The sequence below is a fragment of the Paenarthrobacter sp. CM16 genome, assembly GCF_013179505.1.
GTDB lineage: Bacteria > Actinomycetota > Actinomycetes > Actinomycetales > Micrococcaceae > Arthrobacter.
In genome coordinates, this window is the sequence record NZ_JABMCX010000005.1 from 1 (window position 1) to 18,839 (window position 18,839).

Below are 18,839 nucleotides of genomic sequence, written 5' to 3' on the forward strand. Positions count from 1 at the left end.
GGTGGTTGGAGGTGGGTCCGGGCACTACCCGGCGTTCGCCGGACTGGTCGGGCCAGGTCTGGCCACAGGTTCAGCCTGCGGAAACATGTTCGCTTCCCCGGCAGCCGGTCAGGTGTACCGCGTGGCCAAGGCCGCCAACGCCGGCGGGGGAGTCCTGCTCAGCTACGGCAACTACGCCGGTGATGTCCTGCACTTCGGTCAGGCGCAGCTCCGGCTCAATGCGGAGGGCATCGAAACCCGAACCGTCACAGTCACTGATGACATTGCCAGCGCGCCGATCGAGCACATCGAAAAGCGCCGGGGCATCGCGGGCGACCTCACGGTCTTCAAGATCGCCGGAGCCGCCGCCGAAGCGGGACTGGACCTTGACGACGTCGAGCGTTTGGCGATCAAGACCAACTACCGGACGCGGTCCCTGGGGGTGGCCTTTGACGGGTGCACGCTCCCGGGCGCCAAGGATCCGCTGTTCCACGTCCCTGCCGGGCAGATGTCGCTGGGACTGGGAATTCATGGCGAGCCGGGTATTTCCGAGCACCCCATGCCCACCGCCTCAGAACTGGCGGACCTCCTGGTCTCGAAGCTTCTCGATGACAAGCCGGAGGACGCGGGGAACCGTGTAGTAGCAATTGTCAACGGTCTTGGCACCGTGAAGTACGACGAACTCTTCCTCCTGTTCGGCAAGGTCGAGAAGCTGCTGACAGCTGCGGGCCTCACCGTTGTGGAGCCCGAATGCGGCGAGCTGGTGACCAGCCTGGACATGTCCGGACTCTCACTGACGCTGCTCTGGCTGGACGAGGAACTTGAGCAGTACTGGGCCGCGCCGGCTGACACTCCCGCATTCCGCAAGGGCAGCATGGCACCCCGTGCAGCTCGCGCTGAGACAGCAATCGACGACGCCGAAACCGCCGACGTCGAACAGCCAACCCCCGCAGCGGCTGAACTCGGGCGGCAGGCCGTGGCCATCCTCGCCCAGGTGCGCGACGTCGTGATCGAACACGAAGAGGAACTCGGGAAGCTGGACGCGATCGCCGGCGACGGGGACCACGGCATTGGTATGCGGCGCGGTGTCGATGCAGCAGCTGCCGCCGGCGAAACAGCCTCCGGTGCCTCCGCCGCGCGGGTCCTGACTGCAGCCGGGGAAGCGTGGAGCGAACGCGCCGGCGGGACATCCGGGGCTCTATGGGGTTCGGCGGTGATCGCTGCCGGGTTGTCGCTGGGCAACCGTGAAAGCTATACCTCAGAGGATGCGGCCGCCGCGGTCGAGGCCTTCGTCCGCGCCATCACCGAACTCGGCAAAGCCGATCCGGGGGACAAGACCATGGTGGATGCGCTCCTGCCGTTCCGGGACACCTTCCTCACGGAGCTCGACGGCGGAACTCCAGTCGACCGGGCCCTGGCCGTTGCCGCCGCGGCCGCCGAGTCCGCAGCAGCAAAGACAGCTGAACTGCGCCCGCTCAAGGGCCGGGCGCGTCCCCTCGCGGAAAAGAGCATCGGCCACCCTGATCCGGGGGCGGTCTCCTTCGGACTGATTACCTCGAGGATCTCGCAATTCATCGATTCACAACTGGCGCCCGCTTCCTCAGCGGCAGCGGCAGGAAATGGAGCACAAGCATGAGCAACAACCAAGGCTGGCGCATCGTCGTCGGCAACGACGAGGCCGGCGTCGAGTACAAGCAGGCACTCGTAGCGTTGCTGGAAGCAGACCCGCGCGTGGCATCGGTGACCGATGTCGGCGTCGGATTCAATGATTCCACGGCCTACCCGCACGTGGCCGTTGACGCCGCCCGCAAAGTGGCCGAGGGCGAAGCGGACAGGGCACTCTTGATCTGCGGCACCGGACTCGGGGTGGCCATCGCGGCCAACAAGGTTCCCGGAATCCGCGCCGTCACAGCCCATGACAGCTACTCAGTGGAACGGTCAGTGTTGAGCAACAACGCCCAGGTCCTGACGCTCGGCCAGCGCGTTATCGGCTTGGAACTGGCCAAAAAGCTTGTAGGGGAGTGGCTGAACCACCGCTTCGACCACACCTCATCTTCCGCCGCCAAGGTGGACGCCATCTGCTCGTACGAGCCCGACTACACAAAGGCAGTCTGAACATGACCATTCCTGAAGCTCCTGCAGCATCTGAAAGCACGGTGCCCGCCGCGGCCCGGAAGATCGCCGTCGTCGGCTCCGGCTACATGGGCGGCGGCATCGCCCAGGTGCTGGCGCTGGGTGGTGCGCGGGTTGCACTCGCCGATGTCTCTGCCGAAATCGCGCAGAAGAACTTCGACCGCTTGCTGGTGGAATCGGACCAGTTCATCGCCGACGGACTCTTCCCTGAAGGCTCCACCGAGATCCTGAAGCAGAATCTGTGGGCCGCCAAGGACATCGAGGAAGCGGTGGCCGACGCTGACTTCATCGAAGAATGCGTGCCCGAGGTCTTGGAAATCAAGCACCAAACACTGGCCCGGATCAGCGCTGCGGCCCGCCCGGATGCCGTGATCGGTTCCAACACGTCCACCATTTCCATCGCTTCGCTCGCTGAAGCTGTCGCCCTTCCCGAGCGCTTCCTGGGGGTGCACTTCTCCAACCCGTCACCCTTCATCCCCGGCGTCGAGATCATCCCCCACGCTGAAACCTCTGCGGCAACGGTAGCGGCGTCGCGCGAGCTGGTGCACGCGGCCGGCAAGCAGACCGCCGTCGTCAAGGACGTCACCGGTTTTGTCCTGAACCGCTTGCAGTACGCGCTGTTCCACGAGGCAGCGCAGTTGGTGGAGCAAGGGATCGCAACAGCGGACGACGTCGACACCCTGGTGCGTACGACGTTCGGCTTCCGCTTGCCCTTCTTCGGTCCGTTCGCGATTGCGGACATGGCCGGTTTGGATGTCTACAACTTCTGCTACAAGTCCCTGCAGACCGGGTTCCCGGAACGCTTCGCGACGCCGAAGATCCTCTCCGACCTGGTCGAAGCAGGCAAACTCGGCACCAAGACCGGCGCGGGCTTCCTCAACGTGCCTGCTGAGCGGACCCCGGAACTTATCGCCTACCGCAACAAGGCCTACGTCGCTATGCAGAAGCTCATTGAAGAGCTCGGCCCGGCCCCCATCAACTAATTCCCTTCAGGAGAAGAACCTATGACTTTCCCCGCAGAACGCACAGCAATTGTCACCGGCGCCGTTTCCGAACGAGGCATCGGCCGGGCCACCGTCAACTACCTTGCCGCGCAGGGTTGGAACATCGGCATCATCGATCTGGATGACGCCGCCTGCAAGATTGCCGCGAAGGAAATCGCCGCAGAGTATGGCGTGCAGGCTCACGGTGTTGGCGCAAATGTTGCCAGTGAGGCCGAGGTCCGTGCAGCCATCGACGAACTCGAGGCCGAGTTGCCGCAGATCGTCGCACTGGCCAATGTTGCCGGCGTCAGCTCGCCCGTTGGCTACCTTGAGCTGGAACCCGCCGAATGGGACCGTGTCCTGAACATCAACCTCAATGGCGTCCACTACGCCACCCGCCGCGTGGCAGAGTCCATGGTCAAGAACCGGATCGGCCGCATCGTGAACATCTCCTCCGTCTCTGCCCAGCGCGGTGGCGGAACGTTCTCCAAAACCCCCTACTCCGTGGCCAAGGCAGGGGTGATCGGACTGACCCGGGCAACGGCCCGTGAACTGGGAGAGTACGACATCACCGTCAACGCCATTTCTCCCGGCCCCATCGACACCGACATCATGGGCGGAACCCTGAGCCAGGAACGCAAGGATGAGCTCACCAAGGACCTTGTGGTGAACCGCGTGGGCTCCACCCGGGACATCGCCGCCGCCATCGCCTTCCTCATCAGCGAAGACTCCGGGTACATCTCCGGGCAGACGCTGAATGTGGACGGCGGACTGTACATGCACTAGGCGCATCTCCATGAAGACCTGGACACGAGAACGCAAGATCTACCTGGCCGTGGGCGTCCTCGCCTGCGCAGTGGGCATGGTGCTCATTTTCTTCCCGCGCTGACCCGCGGCTGTCCGCGGCTGAATGTGCCGCATTACCTCATCTTCCTGTCACTCAAAGAGGAGTTTCAATGTCTGTTGCCACCAATTCCACCAAGGAGTTGCTGGATACGCCGGTCCTCAAATCGGCCATTTCCAAGGCGTCCCGGCGACTCATGCCAATGCTCGTCATCTTGTACGTGGTGGCTTTCCTTGACCGCACCAACGTGGGCTTCGCCGAAGCAGCGCTGGAAGTGGACAGGGGCATCACCGCCGGTGCTTACGCCTTGGGCGCCGGTATCTTCTTCATTGGCTACGCCTTGTTCGAGATTCCCAGCAACCTGCTGCTCACCAAGTTCGGTGCCAAGGTGTGGCTGGCCCGCATCGCCATTACGTGGGGCATCGTCTCGGCGTGCTTCGCGTTCGTCCAGGGCGAGACCTCCTTCATCATCCTGCGGTTCCTGCTCGGTGTGACGGAGGCCGGACTGTTCCCGGGCGTCATCATGTTCCTGGCAGCCTGGTTCCCCAATAAAGTCCGCGTGAAGATGTTCGCCATTTTCTACCTGGCACAGCCGTTCTCCCAGATGATGGGTGCACCCCTGTCCGGCTGGCTGATCAACATCGGTGACCAGGTTCCGGGTGTTGCAGGCTGGCAGGTCATGTTCTTCGTTGAGGGCATGCTGGCCGTCCTGGCAGGTATCGCCGCGTACTTCTTCCTCATCAACAGCCCCCAGGATGCCAAGTTCCTGACCAAGGAAGAGAAACGGGCGTTGTCCGATGTCATGGCCTTGGAGGACACCGTGAAGGAAGAAACGGGTCCCCGCGGCGTCCTGGCCTCCATGCGCAATGGCCGGGTCTGGTACTTCACCGTCATCTACTTCTGCCTGCAGGTAGCGGTGTACGGCGTCACGTTCTACCTGCCGCAACAGGTGGCGCAGCTGACCGGCCAAAAGGTGGGTATCGCCGTCGGCCTCCTCGCGGCCATCCCGTGGTTCGTCGGCATCTTCGCCTGCTACTTCATCGGCAAGGCGGCCAACACCGTGGCGCGGCGCCGCCGCTGGGGCACAGCGCTGTTCATCTCCACGGGCTTGTGCATCTTCGGCTCTGCCTGGGCAGGGGCAAACCAGCTGCCGGCACTTGGCATCATCTTCATCACCCTGGCGGTGTGCAGCTTCCTGTCCACCGGTCCTATCTGTTGGTCATATCCCACCGCGTTCCTCACCGGAACAGCAGCGGCTGCCGGCATCGGACTGATCAACTCCCTCGGGAACCTGGGCGGGTTCGTGGCGCCGATCCTGCGCACCACGGTCAACCAGGTCACGGCCTCGGACACCGGCACCATGGGTGTCTACGCCTTGGGCGTGCTGCCTTTCGTCGCCGCTCTGCTGATGTTCGGCACCAAGCGCTTCAGCAACAAGGCCGACGAGCTGCTGGGAAAGTAGACCGGTGAATCGTTCTGTTCCCTACAACGCGGACACTGTGTTGGTTGGCGTCAGCACCAAGATGTACATGGGCTACGCGCACAGCCTGGAGTGGTTGGAGCAGTTGGTGGCAGAAGTGGACGCCCGTCCGGCCCTTGCGGCCGGGCGGGTGGTCCCGTTTGTCATTCCTTCCTTCCCGGTATTGCCGGCGGCGGCGCGGATGGTGGAGGGCACCCCGTTGGTGCTGGGCGGGCAGAACTGCGGTTGGTCTGACGGGCCGTGGACGGGCGAAGTATCACCGTCCATGCTCGCTGAATTGGGAGTGGGACTCGTAGAGATCGGTCACGCTGAGCGGCGGCGCCACTTCGCCGAGGATGAGGCAATGATTGCGCTCAAGGTCAGTGCCGCCGTCGACGTCGGTCTGACGCCGCTGCTGTGCGTGGGGGAGAGCGAAATCCTGGAACCGGAAGCCGCAGCGGAAACGGTATTCGGACAGGTGAAAGCAGCTGTCTCGGGCGACTGGTCCGTTGCATCGCAGCTGGTCATTGCCTACGAGCCCGTGTGGGCCATCGGTGCCCCGGAACCTGCCTCGGCCTCCTACGTTTCGCTGGTGGTGCGCGCGCTCCGGGCCTCCCTGGACCGCCACGGGCTCTCCGGGATGCGCATCATTTACGGCGGTTCAGCGAAGCCGGGCTTGTTGCCGCAACTGGACGGGGTTTCAGGACTCTTCCTTGGCCGCTTTGCTCATGACGCAGCCAACTTCGGCAGGGTCTTGGACGAAGCCTTGAGTTTTTGTACAGCAGATGCCCCTAAGACGCCCTCTAAAGGGCATTAGGTGTACAAAAACTCCGCTGGCAGAGGGCCACGAAGCCTCCCAGGTTCTCGAGGCCCTCGGGATGTGTCGGCAGGTAGTTGGTCAGCTCCGGCGAACGCACGACGACGGCACGCCACTGACCGCGCGAGACCGCCACATTGATCCTGTTTCGGGACAGCAGGAACTCCATGCCGCGGGGGACTTCTCCTGCGGCCGAGGCAGCCATGGAAACGATGACGACCGGCGCTTCCTGGCCCTGGAACTTGTCCACGGTACCTACCCGCACGTTCCCGAGGCCGGCGGACCGCAGTTCATGTTTGATGAGCTGGACCTGGGCGTTGTACGCCGCGACCACCAGGATGTCAGTCTCTTCGAGGGGACGGCGTTCCGGAGAGTCCGAAGGGTCCAGCCAGTTCAGGCCCAGGTGGGCCTGAACTTGCCGGCCTACTTCAACAGCTTCTTCAGGTGAGGCAGTGGAGTTGGCCGTGTGCGGGACGTAGATGCAAGAGATCCCGGGGCTTGCCCCTTCCAGTTCACGCAGGGCAGCAGCCGGGGCGGCCGCCAACCTGTTGTCATAGGAGAGTTCGGAAACTGCGCCGCACAGCTCCGGGTGCATCCGCCAGGACATTGCCAGGAAGTAACCCAGGTGGGACGGCAACGTGTTGTAGCCATCGGACAACCAACCCAGCGCCGATTCGTCAACGGGCTCGGGGTGCTTGCCCTGGGTGACCTGCGGAAGCTGTTGGGGGTCACCGAGCAGCAGGAGCCTCCGGGCAGCCCGGCTGACAGCCATGGTGTTGGCCAACGAGAACTGTCCCGCTTCGTCGATGACCAGGAGATCGAGCGATCCGGCGGGGACTTCCTTGCCCACCATGGTCCACGCGGTGCCGCCGATCAGGGCGCCACCCGGTTTGGCCAAGAGTTCCTCCACGTCGCCTTTGGCACAGTTGGTCCACGGAACAGGATCGTTGTGTTTGACGTCCTTGGCTACCAGATGGGGATCGACGCCCGCTTTTTCCACGGCAGCGCAGAGCATGTTCTCCACTACCGCGTGGGACTGGGCCACGACTCCCACCTTCCACCCCTCGGCCACCAGCCTGGCCAGTACGTGGGCGCCCACATAAGTCTTGCCGCTGCCTGGCGGACCCTGAACGGCAAGGTAAGAGCGGTCCAGGTCCTTGACTGCGGCAGTGATGGCCTCGATGTAGCCATCCGGCCCGGAAGGAACTGCCGGAAGGCCCGCCAGGGTGCCCAGTCGGGGCGGAATCCGGCGGACAAGGTCCAGGGCAGGATCTTTGGGCCAGGAAGGCAGCGCAGCACGGAGCTTCGTGGCCAACGCAGCCAAGGCAGCCCTTTGCCCGGTGGTCTGAATCGGGCTGTCAGGGGTCAGGGCCATAGGAGTTTGGCTGAATTCCGTTGAGTCATTGCGCAGCTTCTCCACGATGGTGACTGACTCGAAGTCGCCGTCTTCGCCTACCTCGATCACCTCGGTTCCGCCCCACCCTGCACGGCCGAGGACCGAGGACTCCTTGGAAGCCAGGGCGTCCGGAAGCGGGGACTGGTACATCCGGAAATACTTCTTGCCCGGGTCCAATCCCGCACCGTCACCGGAGCGGCCCAGCAGTTTCACTTTCCGTGCGGGGTTGCTGCGAGGCGTGGGTTTGGCCCAGTCCTGCAGCAACTCGGCGTGATCCACGACGAACAGATCACGCGACTCTTCCCACTGTGACGTTGGCTTTTCCAGGTGGTCGAAGTGCCCCCACCAATGCTGTTTGTCCTCGCGACGGTGATACCCCACTCCTGCGGCGACGATGCCGATGGCCCGGGAATCGGATGAGGACTGTTCCTCTTCGGGCAGCCCGGCTACGTAATCGAACAGAGCCTTCTCCTCGGGCGGTGCCTCGTACTTTTCAGGCTCGGTGTCCGGGCGGACGTCGTCCTCCACAGGGCCGCCGGGAACAATGGAACGCTCGGCAGCCCGGGCCAGCAACCAGTTGCGCAGCTCCAGGGTGGACAGGCAGTCGTACTCGTTGTAATCCCGGATGCCTTCGAGAATGGCCGCAGCCTGTGCTGCCTGGCCGGTATCCCTGGCCGTGCAGTAGTCCGCGTAGGCAACCACGGACGCGCCGGCGTCGGTGACTTCCCCCGAGCGTAGGTGCCGGCCCATGTACAGGGGCTCGAGTTTCTTAATGCTGTAGGAATTTTCGGAGACACGGATGCTGTGCCTGACCGTGTCATAAAGATCCACCAGGACACCTTGGCGCAGGAGGTCGTCGACGGCGGTTTCGCCCACTACATGTGTCAGGGAGAGGTTGCGCAATGCCGTTTTTTCGTAGGCAGCGTAGTGGTATATGTGCATGCCGGGGTATAGGGCACGGCGCTGGGCCACGTAGTCGAGGAAGTCTACAAACGCCGAGCCCTCCTCCGCGCGTGAGTGCGCCCAGAAAGGCCGGAAGACGGGAGGGGCGCCGGGTTCAGGAGGGTTCTCGATGACCCCAAAGAGGTACTCAAGCCCCCATTTACCAGTGGCTGGATCCTGCCACAGGGGATCGCCCTCGAAGTCGAAGAAGATGTCGCCCGGGTCCGGGGCGGGAAGCCTGGCGAGGGTGTTCTCCGGCAGCACGTTGTAACTGATGGCCTTGGCTTCTCCGCTCTTGTCCGCGTACTCGACAGTGCCGTCCGGGGTTCCGGTGCCCGTTTGCAGTTGGGCTTGCTCACGGAGCCGAAGCAGCGTGGGGTCTCCAACCGCCGGGAGGGCTGCCAGCTGGTCAATGGTGGTGATTCCGGCTTCCATCAGCTTCTTGCGACGACTGATCCGCATGCCCGCCACCATAAGGAGATCCCGGTGCAGCTGGACCTGTTCGGCGCAGTAATCGCAGCGGCCGCACGCCGAATACCGGGAGTCGCCCCATTCCACCGGGGCACCGGCAAGGACGTGTGCCGCGGTCATGCCGAGGAAGCGTTCCCGGCGTTCCTTGAAGACCGGGAGGATTTGGGACAACGGGTGATCGCTGTGGACGCCGTTGCCCAGCACCAAAGTGACGGTGGGGTCCGGCGTCGTGCCCGCCTTCATGAGCTGGTCCCCGTAGGCGGTGAGTTGCAGGAGGGCCGTGACCTTGGCATGGCGTGCCAGCTTGGTGTCGAACACCGCATAGAGCCCACCCTGCTGCTTGACCAGGAAGTCCGAACGCCCGTGGAATTGGCCGTCGAAGAACGCCGCTTGGAACACTACGTCCGCTCCGGATCGCAGGGCGTCGATGGATTCCCTGTGCTTGGCCGAGAGGGTGGCGCGGTCCATGGCAGTGGCGGGGACGACGTCGTAAACGCCCTTCCCGGAGGCCGCATCCCAGTGCCCAAACGCTGCCACGAACTCGTCCAGGACCCGATGCTCATGGACATCGCCAAGGGCGGCGGTACGTTCCAGCATGGCGTCTGCGGCGAAGTCGGGTTTGGGCGAACGGCCGAGTTTTTCGTCGAGTTTGCGGAGCAGCTGGTACTCGCAGGTGGCCGCGATAACGAGGTCGCTGGCGGAGAACACCAGGTCCTGCGGGGCGCCTGCTGTCTCCGGATCGAGAAAGAACACAGCGACCCACCTTCCTTCCACGCCGGTTGAAATCCTTAAAGCCAAGCTATCAGCGGGCCCTGACAAAATAGCTTCCGGCAAAACAAGGTCCGGCCGCTTTAGACTGCACCCATGAGCGATTCAGCCCCCATGGACCCGGCTTTCGAAGCCGCCTACCAAGCCGCGCAAAAGAGCCTCAGCGAGGGCGGGATCCCCATTGGGGCCGCTTTGGCCCGCCACGGCGAGGTGGTGGCGAGCGGCCATAATGAGCGTGTCCAGCACGGCGACCCGATCGCGCACGGCGAGATGTCCGCGCTCAGGGCCGCCGGACGGCAAAAGACCTACCGCGACACTACGCTCTACACCACCCTGGCACCCTGCGCGATGTGCACCGGAACCATCATCCAGTTCAAGATCCCGCGGGTAGTAGTGGGCGAAGCCGAAACCTTCCCCGGCGAATTCGACCTCCTGCGCTCACGCGGGGTGGAGGTGGTGGTCCTGGACGATCCCCGCTGTGTGGAGATGATGCACACGTTCCAGGACGAGCACCCTGAGCTGTGGGCAGAGGACATCGCGGAATAGCCATCAGCCAGCTAGCCATCCGACGGCTTTTTGGCGGACTTCCTCGGAGCCGCCCGGCGGGAACGGGTGGCCGGAGTGGAGGGCATCAGATCCTTCACCTGTGCCAGCACTGCGGACTTGGCGCCGCGGCGGCCTAAATCCTTGACGAGGATCTCAACCTCGGAGGTGGCGGCCGCGCGGTTGTCCGCCTTCGCGTGAAGTTCCGTGCGCAGTTCCACCAGGCCTCGGTAGGCCAGGTTGCCCGCGGCGCCCGCTGATTGCTGGTAACTGGCCAAACCAGCGTCAGTCAGCGCCAGTGCCCGCTGGGGATCAGCACTGTGGTGCTTGACCATCTTGTCCTCCTTTCTGCGATAGAAGTCATCTCCTACGGACTGCGCGACGGCGGTGGCCGCCTTGACGCCCAAAGGCTCACCTCCGAACCGATCGGCAGCCTCGGTCAACGCGTCCAACCCCTTTTCCAAGTACGGCGACATGGACCCCTCAAAGGCCAAGGTCAGGCCCACTTCCCGGGTGAAGAACTCCGGAGCGAAACGGTCCTCTTCCCTGGTGACGGGAAAACCGACCCGCAGCGGCAAGGTGTTCGAAGCCTGCACAATACCGTCCGTGGAATAGACGGCGCGGACCAGGTATTGGCCGGGCTCGTCGAAAGCGAAGCCTTCCACGCCGTAGGCAAGCTGGACCAGTTGGCTGTAGCGATCACTGCCATCTTCATCGCCCATCGGTGCCGGCGCCAGCGTGACCATCTCCGGGAGGCCGTAGAAGCAGACCACCGATTCGTGCAGCACTACCGTCCCGTTGGGCTTTTGAATGAAGACGGTGGTGTTGCCGTAACGGGGATCGAGGCGGCCATCCACCGGGAGAGGGACGTCAGTGGTGTTGCGCAACCTGAACTCGATGGACACAGGTTCCATGTAGTCGAAGTGGGTCTTCGCGGCGAGGGTCAATTCAACGTCGCTGCCCGGCCCGGAAACCGTCATGGCGCCGGCAGGGGCTTCCAAGTGGCCTCCGGAAGCCCATGGGTCGCCGCCCATGATCACGGCGGCGCGGTCTCCGTGGCGCATATGGAGGAGTTCGTCGTCGTCAAAGCGGAAGCGGAAGTTGCCCCAGAAAGCATCAGTGCCGTTGCGTTGATCGTATTTCCAGTCGTAGTTCATCCAGGACAGGGAATCGGGGCGGGCCTTGTCCCAGGCGTGCAGGAAATTGAAGGCATGCCCGGCCTCGTGGACCCAGGTGTAGAGGAAGTGGCGCATGGCCCACGCCTGATCCTGGGTCACCGCATTGGTGACGAGGTTGGTGAACCAGGAGTGGTTCCGGAAGACCGCAAAACCCTGGCGGTCCGGTCCCCGGCCTGCGCCGCCAAAGCCGGCAGCGGCGTCGAACATGATGCCACCCACGCCCGCGGAGTCGAAGATCCCGGCCTGGATGCCCCACATATTCCAGGCAGGCCAGCCCGAGTTGTACTTGCCGAAGGAGGTCTCCATGGCGTCGTGCAGCTCACCAACGTTCCAGGAGGCGAAGCCTGCGGCGCTGTCATCAATCACCGTGTGGACTGGATCCACGGTGACTGAGATCCCTGCGTCCTTGTACGAGGACTCAATGGTGATGGTCCTGTTGGCGAGGCCCGCCGGGCGGTTGTTGTGGGAGTGGGTGTTGTAGAGGGGGACTTTGGGTTCGATGTCCACCGACGTGCAGTAGTCCAGTTCCAGGTTCATGTCACGGAAAGCCTCGGAGCGGTAGGAGCAGGCATAAAGCTGTCCAAGGATCCCGCCGGCGGTAAATGCAGCAACAGCCCCGGTAATTGTTCCGTGGGCCCAGGACACCACAATGTCCACGGTGGTGGCAGGGTGGCTTCCCTTCCAAAAGCGGAGGGTTCCTGAGATACGCACCTCGGTATCTGTGAAAATGACGGCGGGTGTGTCTACAATCCAGGACTCCACGTACGTCTTCACCAGCTGGTTCACACCGGCGACCTTGACGAAACGGGTGGTGTAGAAATCGCCGCTGACCTTGTTCATGACCGGCGACTCGACGTCGTCGGCGTCGATATCCAAACGCAGGTCCAAGGCACTTCCGATCGGGCCGGGAGAGCCTTGGAACCCTTCATAGCGCCCGCTGACAGCGGCGGGCCGGCGGCAACTCGAAGAATCGGCGGAAGCGGCAGGGGCGTAGTTGGTGGTGGGGACGGTGGGGGTGTCCATCAGGGGATCTTCCTCGCTCTGCAAACAGTCAAGATAAGCGTTCGCCCGCGCCCTTTCGGGCAGAGGCGGCAAGACGGTCCGGGGGCGGGGCGGATGCGAGTGATGAGGCTCGGATGAGCTCGGATGAGCTTGGATGGCCAGTGCCCGGAGGCCGTGTGTAACCCAGACCGACGATACTCCAGCGAATGGACTATAACTAGGGAAACTCAACAAAATCTTGGTCTTCAAAGGCTCCCGCTGATCTTCTCAGCAGTACCGGCCGGGCGTAGGCTGGCATCATCGGCGCCCGGAGCCGAAGGACTCGTGCCGAAGGCCCCACGTCGATCACCCCAATCGATGAAGGAGGACCCATGAGTGCCGTACGTGAATTCATGACCACGGATGCGCAGTGCATCGCGGAGGATAAAACTCTCCAGGAAGCCGCCATGCTGATGAGGGATCTGGACTGCGGTTCACTTCCCATCTGCGGCAGCGACGGCAAGCTCACCGGCTTCATCACCGACCGCGACATCGTGGTCAAGTGTTTGGCCGAAGGCAAGGATGCCCGCGAAGTCCTTGCCCGCGAGCTCGCCACCGGCAAGCCGTACTGGGTGGACGCCGATGCCTCCGTGGACGAGGCCGTCACCATGATGGAGGAACGTCAAGTACGCCGCCTGCCCGTCATCAGCGACCACAAGCTGGTAGGCATCATCAGCCAAGGCGATATTGCCCGCAACCACTATGCCGAACAGCGCCTCGGCGAAATGGTGGAGCACATCTCCGCCAAGGAGCGCATGTCCCACTGAGGACGAGCACCCAATCCAGCCGCCGCGAGGCCCTCTTTTAGAGGAAGGCCTCGCGGCCCGTTCCTTCACGCATGACGAGTTCGCCTTCTTCGATGGAGACGATCAGGCTCTTCGGTTTTCCCACGAGCTTCCTCGTTGCGCTAAGTTTCCGGCTCCTTACTTCCACTCCTACAGTGGCGCCCTTCGCGGGCAGTTCCACGGTGACTTCATCGGCCATCCCCAGAAGCATCTTGGTGGAGATGCCACGCTCGGACGCGGCTTCCTTGCCGTTGACGGTCACGGTCACGTCGTCGGAATCAAACCCGTCCTGAAGGATGATCAGCAGTTCCTGCATGCTCCAACTACAGCACTAACAGCGCCCGCGGCATAGGCCTTCGTGGTACCTGCCTTCGGAAACTGTCGGCCGGGTGAGGCAAACTGTCATGGTGACTTCAAATCTCCAACACCAGTCCGTCGACTCCGCCATCCATGCCCAGATCGCCGCCGAACTCGGCGTCAAGGCCTGGCAAGTCAAAGCCGCGGTGGAACTGCTCGACGCCGGATCCACCGTCCCCTTCATCGCCCGCTACCGCAAGGAAGTCACCGGGACGCTCGATGACACCCAGCTGCGCGACCTCGAGGAACGGCTCAGATACCTGCGTGAGCTCGAAGAACGGCGCAAGGCTGTCCTGGAGGCAATTGCCGCCCAAGGCAAGCTGACCCCGGAACTGGAAGCCGCCGTCGTCGGGGCCGATACCAAGGCGCGCCTGGAGGACATCTACCTCCCCTTCAAATCCAAGCGCCGTACCAAAGCCCAGATCGCCCGGGAAGCCGGGCTGGAGCCGTTGGCCGATGTCCTGCTGGCCAACCCGCACCTGGACCCCGCCACCGAGGCCGCCAAGTACCTGAACGCCGAGCACTCCATCGACGACGCCGCAGCGGCGCTCGCAGGAGCCCGCGCCATCCTGGTGGAGCGCGTCGGGCAGGACGCCGACCTCGCCGAGGACCTGCGCGAACGGCTCTGGAAGCAGGGCCGCATGGTGTCGCGGGTCAAGAAGGGCATGGAGGCTGAGGGCCAGAAGTTCAAGGACTACTTCGAATTCACGCAGGTGCCCGCCGGAATGCCGTCTCACCGAGTGCTGGCGCTGTTGCGTGGTGAAAAGGACGGTGTCCTTGAGCTGGACCTCGCCGAATCAGACCCCGCCGACGACGACGCCCTGGCCGCCGCCCGCGGTAAGTACGAAAACGCTGTGGCCAAGTGCCTCGGCGTCTCCCAACAAGGGCGGCCCGCTGATACGTGGCTGATGCAGACCGCGCAGCTCGCGTGGCGGGGCCGTATCCTGGACCGGCTGACCACCGATCTTCGCGGACGCATGTTTGCCGACGCCGAAGATGAAGCGGTTCGGGTCTTTGCCGCCAACCTGCGCGATGTCCTGCTGGCCGCACCTGCCGGCAACCGGGCCACGCTGGGCCTGGACCCCGGACTCCGGACCGGCGTGAAAGTGGCTGTGGTGGACGGCACCGGCAAAGTGGTCACCACGGACACCATCTACCCGCACGCGCCGGCTAAAAAGTGGGACGAAGCCCTGGCCACCCTGGGCCGGCTCGCCAAGCAGTACAACGTGGAACTGGTGGCGATCGGCAACGGAACAGCCTCACGCGAAACGGACAAGCTGGCCACCGAGCTCATCAAATCCCTCGAAGCTGCCGGTTCCAAGGGAATCCAGAAGCTGGTGGTGTCCGAAGCCGGAGCGTCCGTGTACTCGGCCTCTGCCCTGGCGGCTTCCGAACTCCCGGGGATGGATGTCTCCTTGCGAGGAGCAGTGTCCATTGCCCGGCGTCTCCAGGACCCCTTGGCCGAACTGGTCAAGATCGAGCCAAAGTCCATCGGCGTGGGTCAGTACCAGCACGACGTCACTGCAGCGAAGCTGGACCGTTCTCTGGATGCCGTGGTGGAGGACTGCGTGAACGCCGTGGGCGTGGACGTCAACACAGCGTCTCCGGCGTTGCTAAGCCGGGTTGCCGGTGTGGGGCCTTTGCTGAGCGAAAACATTGTGGCGTATCGGAACGAGAATGGGCCGTTCGCCAAGCGCAGTGACCTCAAGAAAGTGCCCAGGCTGGGCGCCAAAGCGTTCGAACAGTGCGCCGGCTTCCTCCGCATTACCGGGGGAGCGGAGCCGTTGGACGCTTCCAGCGTGCACCCGGAGGCATACTCCGTGGCCCGCAAGATCCTGGTAGCGGCCGGCGGCGGTCCCGCTACTTCCCTGGATCCGCAGGCCTTTGTGGACGGCACCTTCGGCCTGCCCACCGTCAAGGACATCATGTCCGAACTGGAAAAGCCGGGGCGCGATCCCCGTCCTGCTTTCAAGGCGGCATCGTTCTCTGAGGGCATCGAGAAGATCTCCGACCTCAAGCCCGGCATGATCCTTGAGGGGACAGTCACCAACGTGGCAGCGTTCGGGGCGTTCGTGGACGTGGGAGTGCATCAGGACGGCCTGGTCCACGTGTCCGCCCTGTCCAACAAGTTCGTTTCCGATCCCCGCGAAATCGTGAAATCCGGCCAAGTGGTCCGGGTCAAGGTCCTGGAGGCCGACCCCGAACGGAAGCGGATCTCCCTGACTTTGAGGCTCGACGACGAACCCGGCACTGCAGGCGTACGCGGCCCGGGCGGGCGTGCTTCGGGCGAGGGCGCTTCGGGTGGCAGGACTTCGGGCGGGCAACGTGGGGGCCAGCCCGGCCAACGCGGTGGTCAGCCCGGGCAACGTTGGGGGCCAGCCCGGCCAGCGCGGTGGTCAGCCCGGGCAAGGGGCGCCGCGGCAGGGACAGAGTGATCGCGGGCAGGGCGGCTCGCGGCAAGGAAGGCCCCAGCAGTCCCCGGAACCCGCGAACACTGCCATGGCAGAAGCTCTCCGCCGGGCCGGACTCGGGAAGTAGCGCCGGACTCGGGAAATTACTGCGGCCGCGCAGGCCACGAATCCCCGCCTTGTTCGCCTGAAAGGCCGCACTACGGTGAGTCGGGCGAACCAGGGCGGGTTCGTCCGGTGCACGTGGGCTACAAACCCGCGGTCCTGGCTTCCCACAACACTGCATCCGTAGGCTGCAAAGCCATGGGAAGCCAGCGCCCGATCCGTGCGAAGGCCTCCCTTCGGATGGGTTCGGGTGACAGGAAGATGTCGTGGAAGGCGTTCGGAAGCCGGCTGATACTGACGGTGTCCGCCAAGGACAGTGAGCGGTGGGCCACGGCGTCCACGTTGAGGGCGACGTCGGCAGTGAGTGCATCAGCGGACCACTTGGGCTGCAGGTAGCTCTTGTCCGAGAGCAGCACGAGCACTGGGACGTCGATCCCCAAGCCTGCCGCGACGGTGGCTTGACCGCGGAAGACGGCGTCGAGGAAGGCCGGGGTGATGGGGAAGCCCCGGTCCGGCCGCCACTCGAGGTTGTAGTCCCATTCGCCGTCGAGGGTGGCAGACACAGCGCGGGTATAGATGCCCGGATCTACTGGCGGCAGTGGCGCCAAGGGGTGGAGACGGGCGTGCAGCCCCACCAGGGGAGCGATCGCGCGCCGGCCGAGCTCGGTCGCCTGGAATTCCAGCCAGGGACTGTTGAGGATCAAGGCCGACGCCGTTCCAGGATGGCGGGCAGCCCACAGGCTGAGCGTGAGTCCGCCGGTGGAGTGGCCCAGCAGAATGAGCGGCCGATCCTCGCCGGGAACACCGGAGCGGCCCATGGCTGAGAGGGCAGCCTCGATGTCGGCGTCGTAATCGCTAAGGCTGGTGACGAAGCCCGGGACGAGCCCCGGGCTCAGGCTGCGGCCGTAGTTGTGCAGGTCCAGGGCGTAGAAGCGTGCACCGGCCCGGTGCCAGAATTCGGCCACGTGGCGTTGGAAGAAGTAGTCGGACCAGCCGTGGACGTAGAGGACATCGGCGTCGAAGCCAGGCCCGTCCGCAGCGTCCAGCCACGGGGCGTCGTCGCCCAACTCCTTAGTGCCAGCGCCGAGGTACCTGACCAAGGTGGCGACAGCACCGTCGTCGAGCTCCAGCGTTTGTTGCTCAAAGCCGTCACCAAGGATGTCCGGGATCCACGGCCGGGTCATGCTTCCTTTTCCTTCTGCCAAGGCCAGCGGCCGGTGATTTCCAGCTCGAGGGAGAAGCTCAGGAAGGTCCGGATGAGCACAATGATGGCCAGGACTCCGACGCTCTCGAATGTGGGAGTGACAGCGACGGTGCGGATGATGTCGGCGGCCACCAAGAGCTCCAGGCCCAGCAGTATGGACCTGCCCAGCAGTTGCCGGTAGGAGCGGTACGGAGAGAAGGGAGCCAAGCCACGGGCCCGTTTGGGCTGGTACCCGCGAAGGGCCATTGGAACCGAAACCAAGGCTCCGACTACCATGACTGCCACTCCGGCAAAGTCCATGTACCGGCCGACTTCTTCAATGATGTGCTGGAAATCCATGAAACTCCCTGCCTAGGTGCGGGCTACCGCCGTCGAATCCTGGCCTTGTTCCCCTGTCAGGCCGCATTACGGTGTGACAGGCGAACAAGGCCGGGTTCCAAGCTACAGCGCAGGCGCCGGGACCGGGAAGAACACCCGGGGATCCTGCAGGAGCGCGGGGTAGTCGAAGTCCGAGCGCTTGATCACGTTGGTGACCTCGAAGTTGCGGGCAAAGCGGCCATCCACCGTGATGGGCCGGCCTTGGATCAGGCCGACAGCGAACGTTTGTCCGCCGTCGAACGGAATGGCCAGCTCTGTCTTGCCAGGCAAGGTGTTGAAGGCCTGTTCCTGTGCCTGGCGCTTCCGTGTGGGCTTCTTCTCGCGGGGCGCCACCGGACGCTTTTTGGGACCGCCCACTTGGCGGCGGGACTTCTCCTCGGCGTACACAAACTGGTATTCGTCGGGGTCCGCGGGGGCTGCCTTGGCCTTGCCGTGCGGCGGCATGCTGACGGTGGTGAGCTGCTCCGGGCGGAGGTCTTCGACGTTGGAGCGCAGGATCAGGAGGCGATCCTCTTCAGGGTCCACCGGGTGGAACTCGTGCTTGGGCTCAGGCCACACATATTCCAGTTTTTCCTCGGTGCCGGGAAAAATCTGTGCGTAGTGCTTGGGATCCTTGCTGAGCAGCTTGGAGCGGTGGCTGAGGTGCAGGTCCTCGTGACCGAGCCACGGCGGCATGACGATCCGGGAGGCATAGTCCGGGTGGGCTGCCTGCGGGGCGAACTCCGCGATGTTCGCGCGCGTGTTGTCCGGGTGGCCGCGTTCCATCCATTCGTCGGCCATGGCCAGGCCGTACATGGTGAGTGCCGGGACGTGGCCCATCCACATGCGCACGGCGGGGTGAGACTGCCAACCGTACTCCGGGATCACCAATGCGCGGAGGACCTGGAGTGCTTCGACGCGCTGCTTGCCGAGCCTTGAAGTGTCGAGGGCTTTGGCACTCTCACGGAAATCGGCGAAGGGGAGGAAAGTCTGCATCCTTTCAGTTTGAGGGTGCCGGGAGTGAGAACCAAGTTGAGTGCTCCGGGACACGTGCCATTGTTGGGGCCTA

The 18,839-nt window shown here is 63.9% G+C and carries 14 protein-coding genes and 1 pseudogene; 9 read left to right on the forward strand and 6 right to left on the reverse strand.

From position 1 onward, the window contains the following. From dhaL to HP499_RS00720, 6 genes are all read left to right on the forward strand, one after another. Positions 1–1,615: dihydroxyacetone kinase subunit DhaL (gene dhaL / locus HP499_RS00695; protein WP_172322059.1), on the forward strand; the 1,615-nt coding region annotated here is incomplete at its 5' end. After that, a complete protein-coding gene (locus tag HP499_RS00700; protein ID WP_172322060.1) occupies positions 1,612–2,094 on the forward strand; it encodes a ribose-5-phosphate isomerase in 483 nt (160 codons plus the stop codon). The genes dhaL and HP499_RS00700, both read left to right, overlap by 4 nt. A 2-nt stretch (positions 2,095–2,096) precedes the next feature. Further along, the gene (locus HP499_RS00705) at positions 2,097–3,095 is read left to right on the forward strand and encodes a 3-hydroxyacyl-CoA dehydrogenase family protein (RefSeq protein ID WP_172322061.1); all 999 of its coding nucleotides are present in this window, start codon (positions 2,097–2,099) and stop codon (positions 3,093–3,095) included. 21 nt (positions 3,096–3,116) lie between these two features. Beyond that, on the forward strand, positions 3,117–3,881 hold the full coding sequence (locus HP499_RS00710; RefSeq protein ID WP_017197721.1) for an SDR family NAD(P)-dependent oxidoreductase: 765 nt from the start codon (positions 3,117–3,119) through the stop codon (positions 3,879–3,881). A gap of 170 nt (positions 3,882–4,051) precedes the next feature. Further along, positions 4,052–5,401 carry an MFS transporter gene (locus HP499_RS00715; RefSeq protein ID WP_172322062.1) on the forward strand — a complete coding sequence of 450 codons (1,350 nt, stop codon included), beginning with the start codon at positions 4,052–4,054 and terminating at the stop codon, positions 5,399–5,401. 4 nt (positions 5,402–5,405) lie between these two features. Then, positions 5,406–6,215, forward strand: coding sequence for a triose-phosphate isomerase family protein (locus tag HP499_RS00720; RefSeq protein WP_309138320.1), 810 nt, complete (start codon positions 5,406–5,408; stop codon positions 6,213–6,215). Here the strand turns inward: HP499_RS00720 and HP499_RS00725 are convergent. Next, on the reverse strand, positions 6,202–9,777 hold the full coding sequence (locus HP499_RS00725) for a bifunctional RecB family nuclease/DEAD/DEAH box helicase (RefSeq protein ID WP_172322063.1): 3,576 nt from the start codon (positions 9,775–9,777) through the stop codon (positions 6,202–6,204). The genes HP499_RS00720 and HP499_RS00725 overlap by 14 nt on opposite strands. Before the next feature lie 111 nt (positions 9,778–9,888). Between HP499_RS00725 and HP499_RS00730 the strand changes: the two genes are divergently transcribed. After that, positions 9,889–10,338: a nucleoside deaminase gene (locus HP499_RS00730; protein ID WP_172322064.1), complete on the forward strand. Its 450-nt coding sequence runs from the start codon at positions 9,889–9,891 to the stop codon at positions 10,336–10,338. Between the two features lie 11 nt (positions 10,339–10,349). Here the strand turns inward: HP499_RS00730 and HP499_RS00735 are convergent, their stop codons facing one another. Beyond that, a complete protein-coding gene (locus HP499_RS00735; RefSeq protein WP_172322065.1) occupies positions 10,350–12,536 on the reverse strand; it encodes a hypothetical protein in 2,187 nt (728 codons plus the stop codon). A gap of 350 nt (positions 12,537–12,886) precedes the next feature. On the opposite strand from HP499_RS00735, the gene HP499_RS00740 reads away from it, so the two are divergent. Then, on the forward strand, positions 12,887–13,321 hold the full coding sequence (locus HP499_RS00740; protein ID WP_172322066.1) for a CBS domain-containing protein: 435 nt from the start codon (positions 12,887–12,889) through the stop codon (positions 13,319–13,321). Positions 13,322–13,358: 37 nt separating this feature from the next. Here the strand turns inward: HP499_RS00740 and HP499_RS00745 are convergent, their stop codons facing one another. Continuing rightward, on the reverse strand, positions 13,359–13,655 hold the full coding sequence (locus HP499_RS00745) for a hypothetical protein (protein ID WP_172322067.1): 297 nt from the start codon (positions 13,653–13,655) through the stop codon (positions 13,359–13,361). Positions 13,656–13,743: 88 nt separating this feature from the next. Between HP499_RS00745 and HP499_RS00750 the strand changes: the two are divergent. Continuing rightward, positions 13,744–16,234 (forward strand): annotated as a pseudogene (locus HP499_RS00750) (Tex family protein). A 118-nt stretch (positions 16,235–16,352) separates the two neighbouring features. Here HP499_RS00750 and HP499_RS00755 read toward each other — a convergent pair. From HP499_RS00755 to HP499_RS00765, 3 genes are all read right to left on the reverse strand, one after another. Beyond that, positions 16,353–17,393: an alpha/beta hydrolase gene (locus HP499_RS00755; protein WP_172322068.1), complete on the reverse strand. Its 1,041-nt coding sequence runs from the start codon at positions 17,391–17,393 to the stop codon at positions 16,353–16,355. After that, on the reverse strand, positions 17,390–17,752 hold the full coding sequence (locus tag HP499_RS00760) for a DUF1622 domain-containing protein (protein WP_172322069.1): 363 nt from the start codon (positions 17,750–17,752) through the stop codon (positions 17,390–17,392). Before HP499_RS00760 ends, HP499_RS00755 begins: the two co-directional genes overlap by 4 nt. 102 nt (positions 17,753–17,854) lie before the next feature. Further along, a complete protein-coding gene (locus HP499_RS00765) occupies positions 17,855–18,766 on the reverse strand; it encodes an MSMEG_6728 family protein (protein ID WP_172322070.1) in 912 nt (303 codons plus the stop codon). Between the last annotated feature and the right edge of the window lie 73 nt (positions 18,767–18,839).

Excerpts from the sequence above, each read along its gene's own strand:
- HP499_RS00700 (WP_172322060.1), top strand. The coding sequence starts at position 1,612 with ATGAGCAACAACCAAGGCTGGCGCATCGTCGTCGGCAACGACGAGGCC.
- HP499_RS00760 (WP_172322069.1), bottom strand. The coding sequence starts at position 17,752 with ATGGATTTCCAGCACATCATTGAAGAAGTCGGCCGGTACATGGACTTT.
- HP499_RS00755 (WP_172322068.1), bottom strand. The coding sequence starts at position 17,393 with ATGACCCGGCCGTGGATCCCGGACATCCTTGGTGACGGCTTTGAGCAA.
- HP499_RS00710 (WP_017197721.1), top strand. The coding sequence starts at position 3,117 with ATGACTTTCCCCGCAGAACGCACAGCAATTGTCACCGGCGCCGTTTCC.
- HP499_RS00730 (WP_172322064.1), top strand. The coding sequence starts at position 9,889 with ATGAGCGATTCAGCCCCCATGGACCCGGCTTTCGAAGCCGCCTACCAA.
- HP499_RS00745 (WP_172322067.1), bottom strand. The coding sequence starts at position 13,655 with ATGCAGGAACTGCTGATCATCCTTCAGGACGGGTTTGATTCCGACGAC.
- HP499_RS00765 (WP_172322070.1), bottom strand. The coding sequence starts at position 18,766 with ATGCAGACTTTCCTCCCCTTCGCCGATTTCCGTGAGAGTGCCAAAGCC.
- HP499_RS00715 (WP_172322062.1), top strand. The coding sequence starts at position 4,052 with ATGTCTGTTGCCACCAATTCCACCAAGGAGTTGCTGGATACGCCGGTC.
- HP499_RS00735 (WP_172322065.1), bottom strand. The coding sequence starts at position 12,536 with ATGGACACCCCCACCGTCCCCACCACCAACTACGCCCCTGCCGCTTCC.
- HP499_RS00705 (WP_172322061.1), top strand. The coding sequence starts at position 2,097 with ATGACCATTCCTGAAGCTCCTGCAGCATCTGAAAGCACGGTGCCCGCC.
- HP499_RS00740 (WP_172322066.1), top strand. The coding sequence starts at position 12,887 with ATGAGTGCCGTACGTGAATTCATGACCACGGATGCGCAGTGCATCGCG.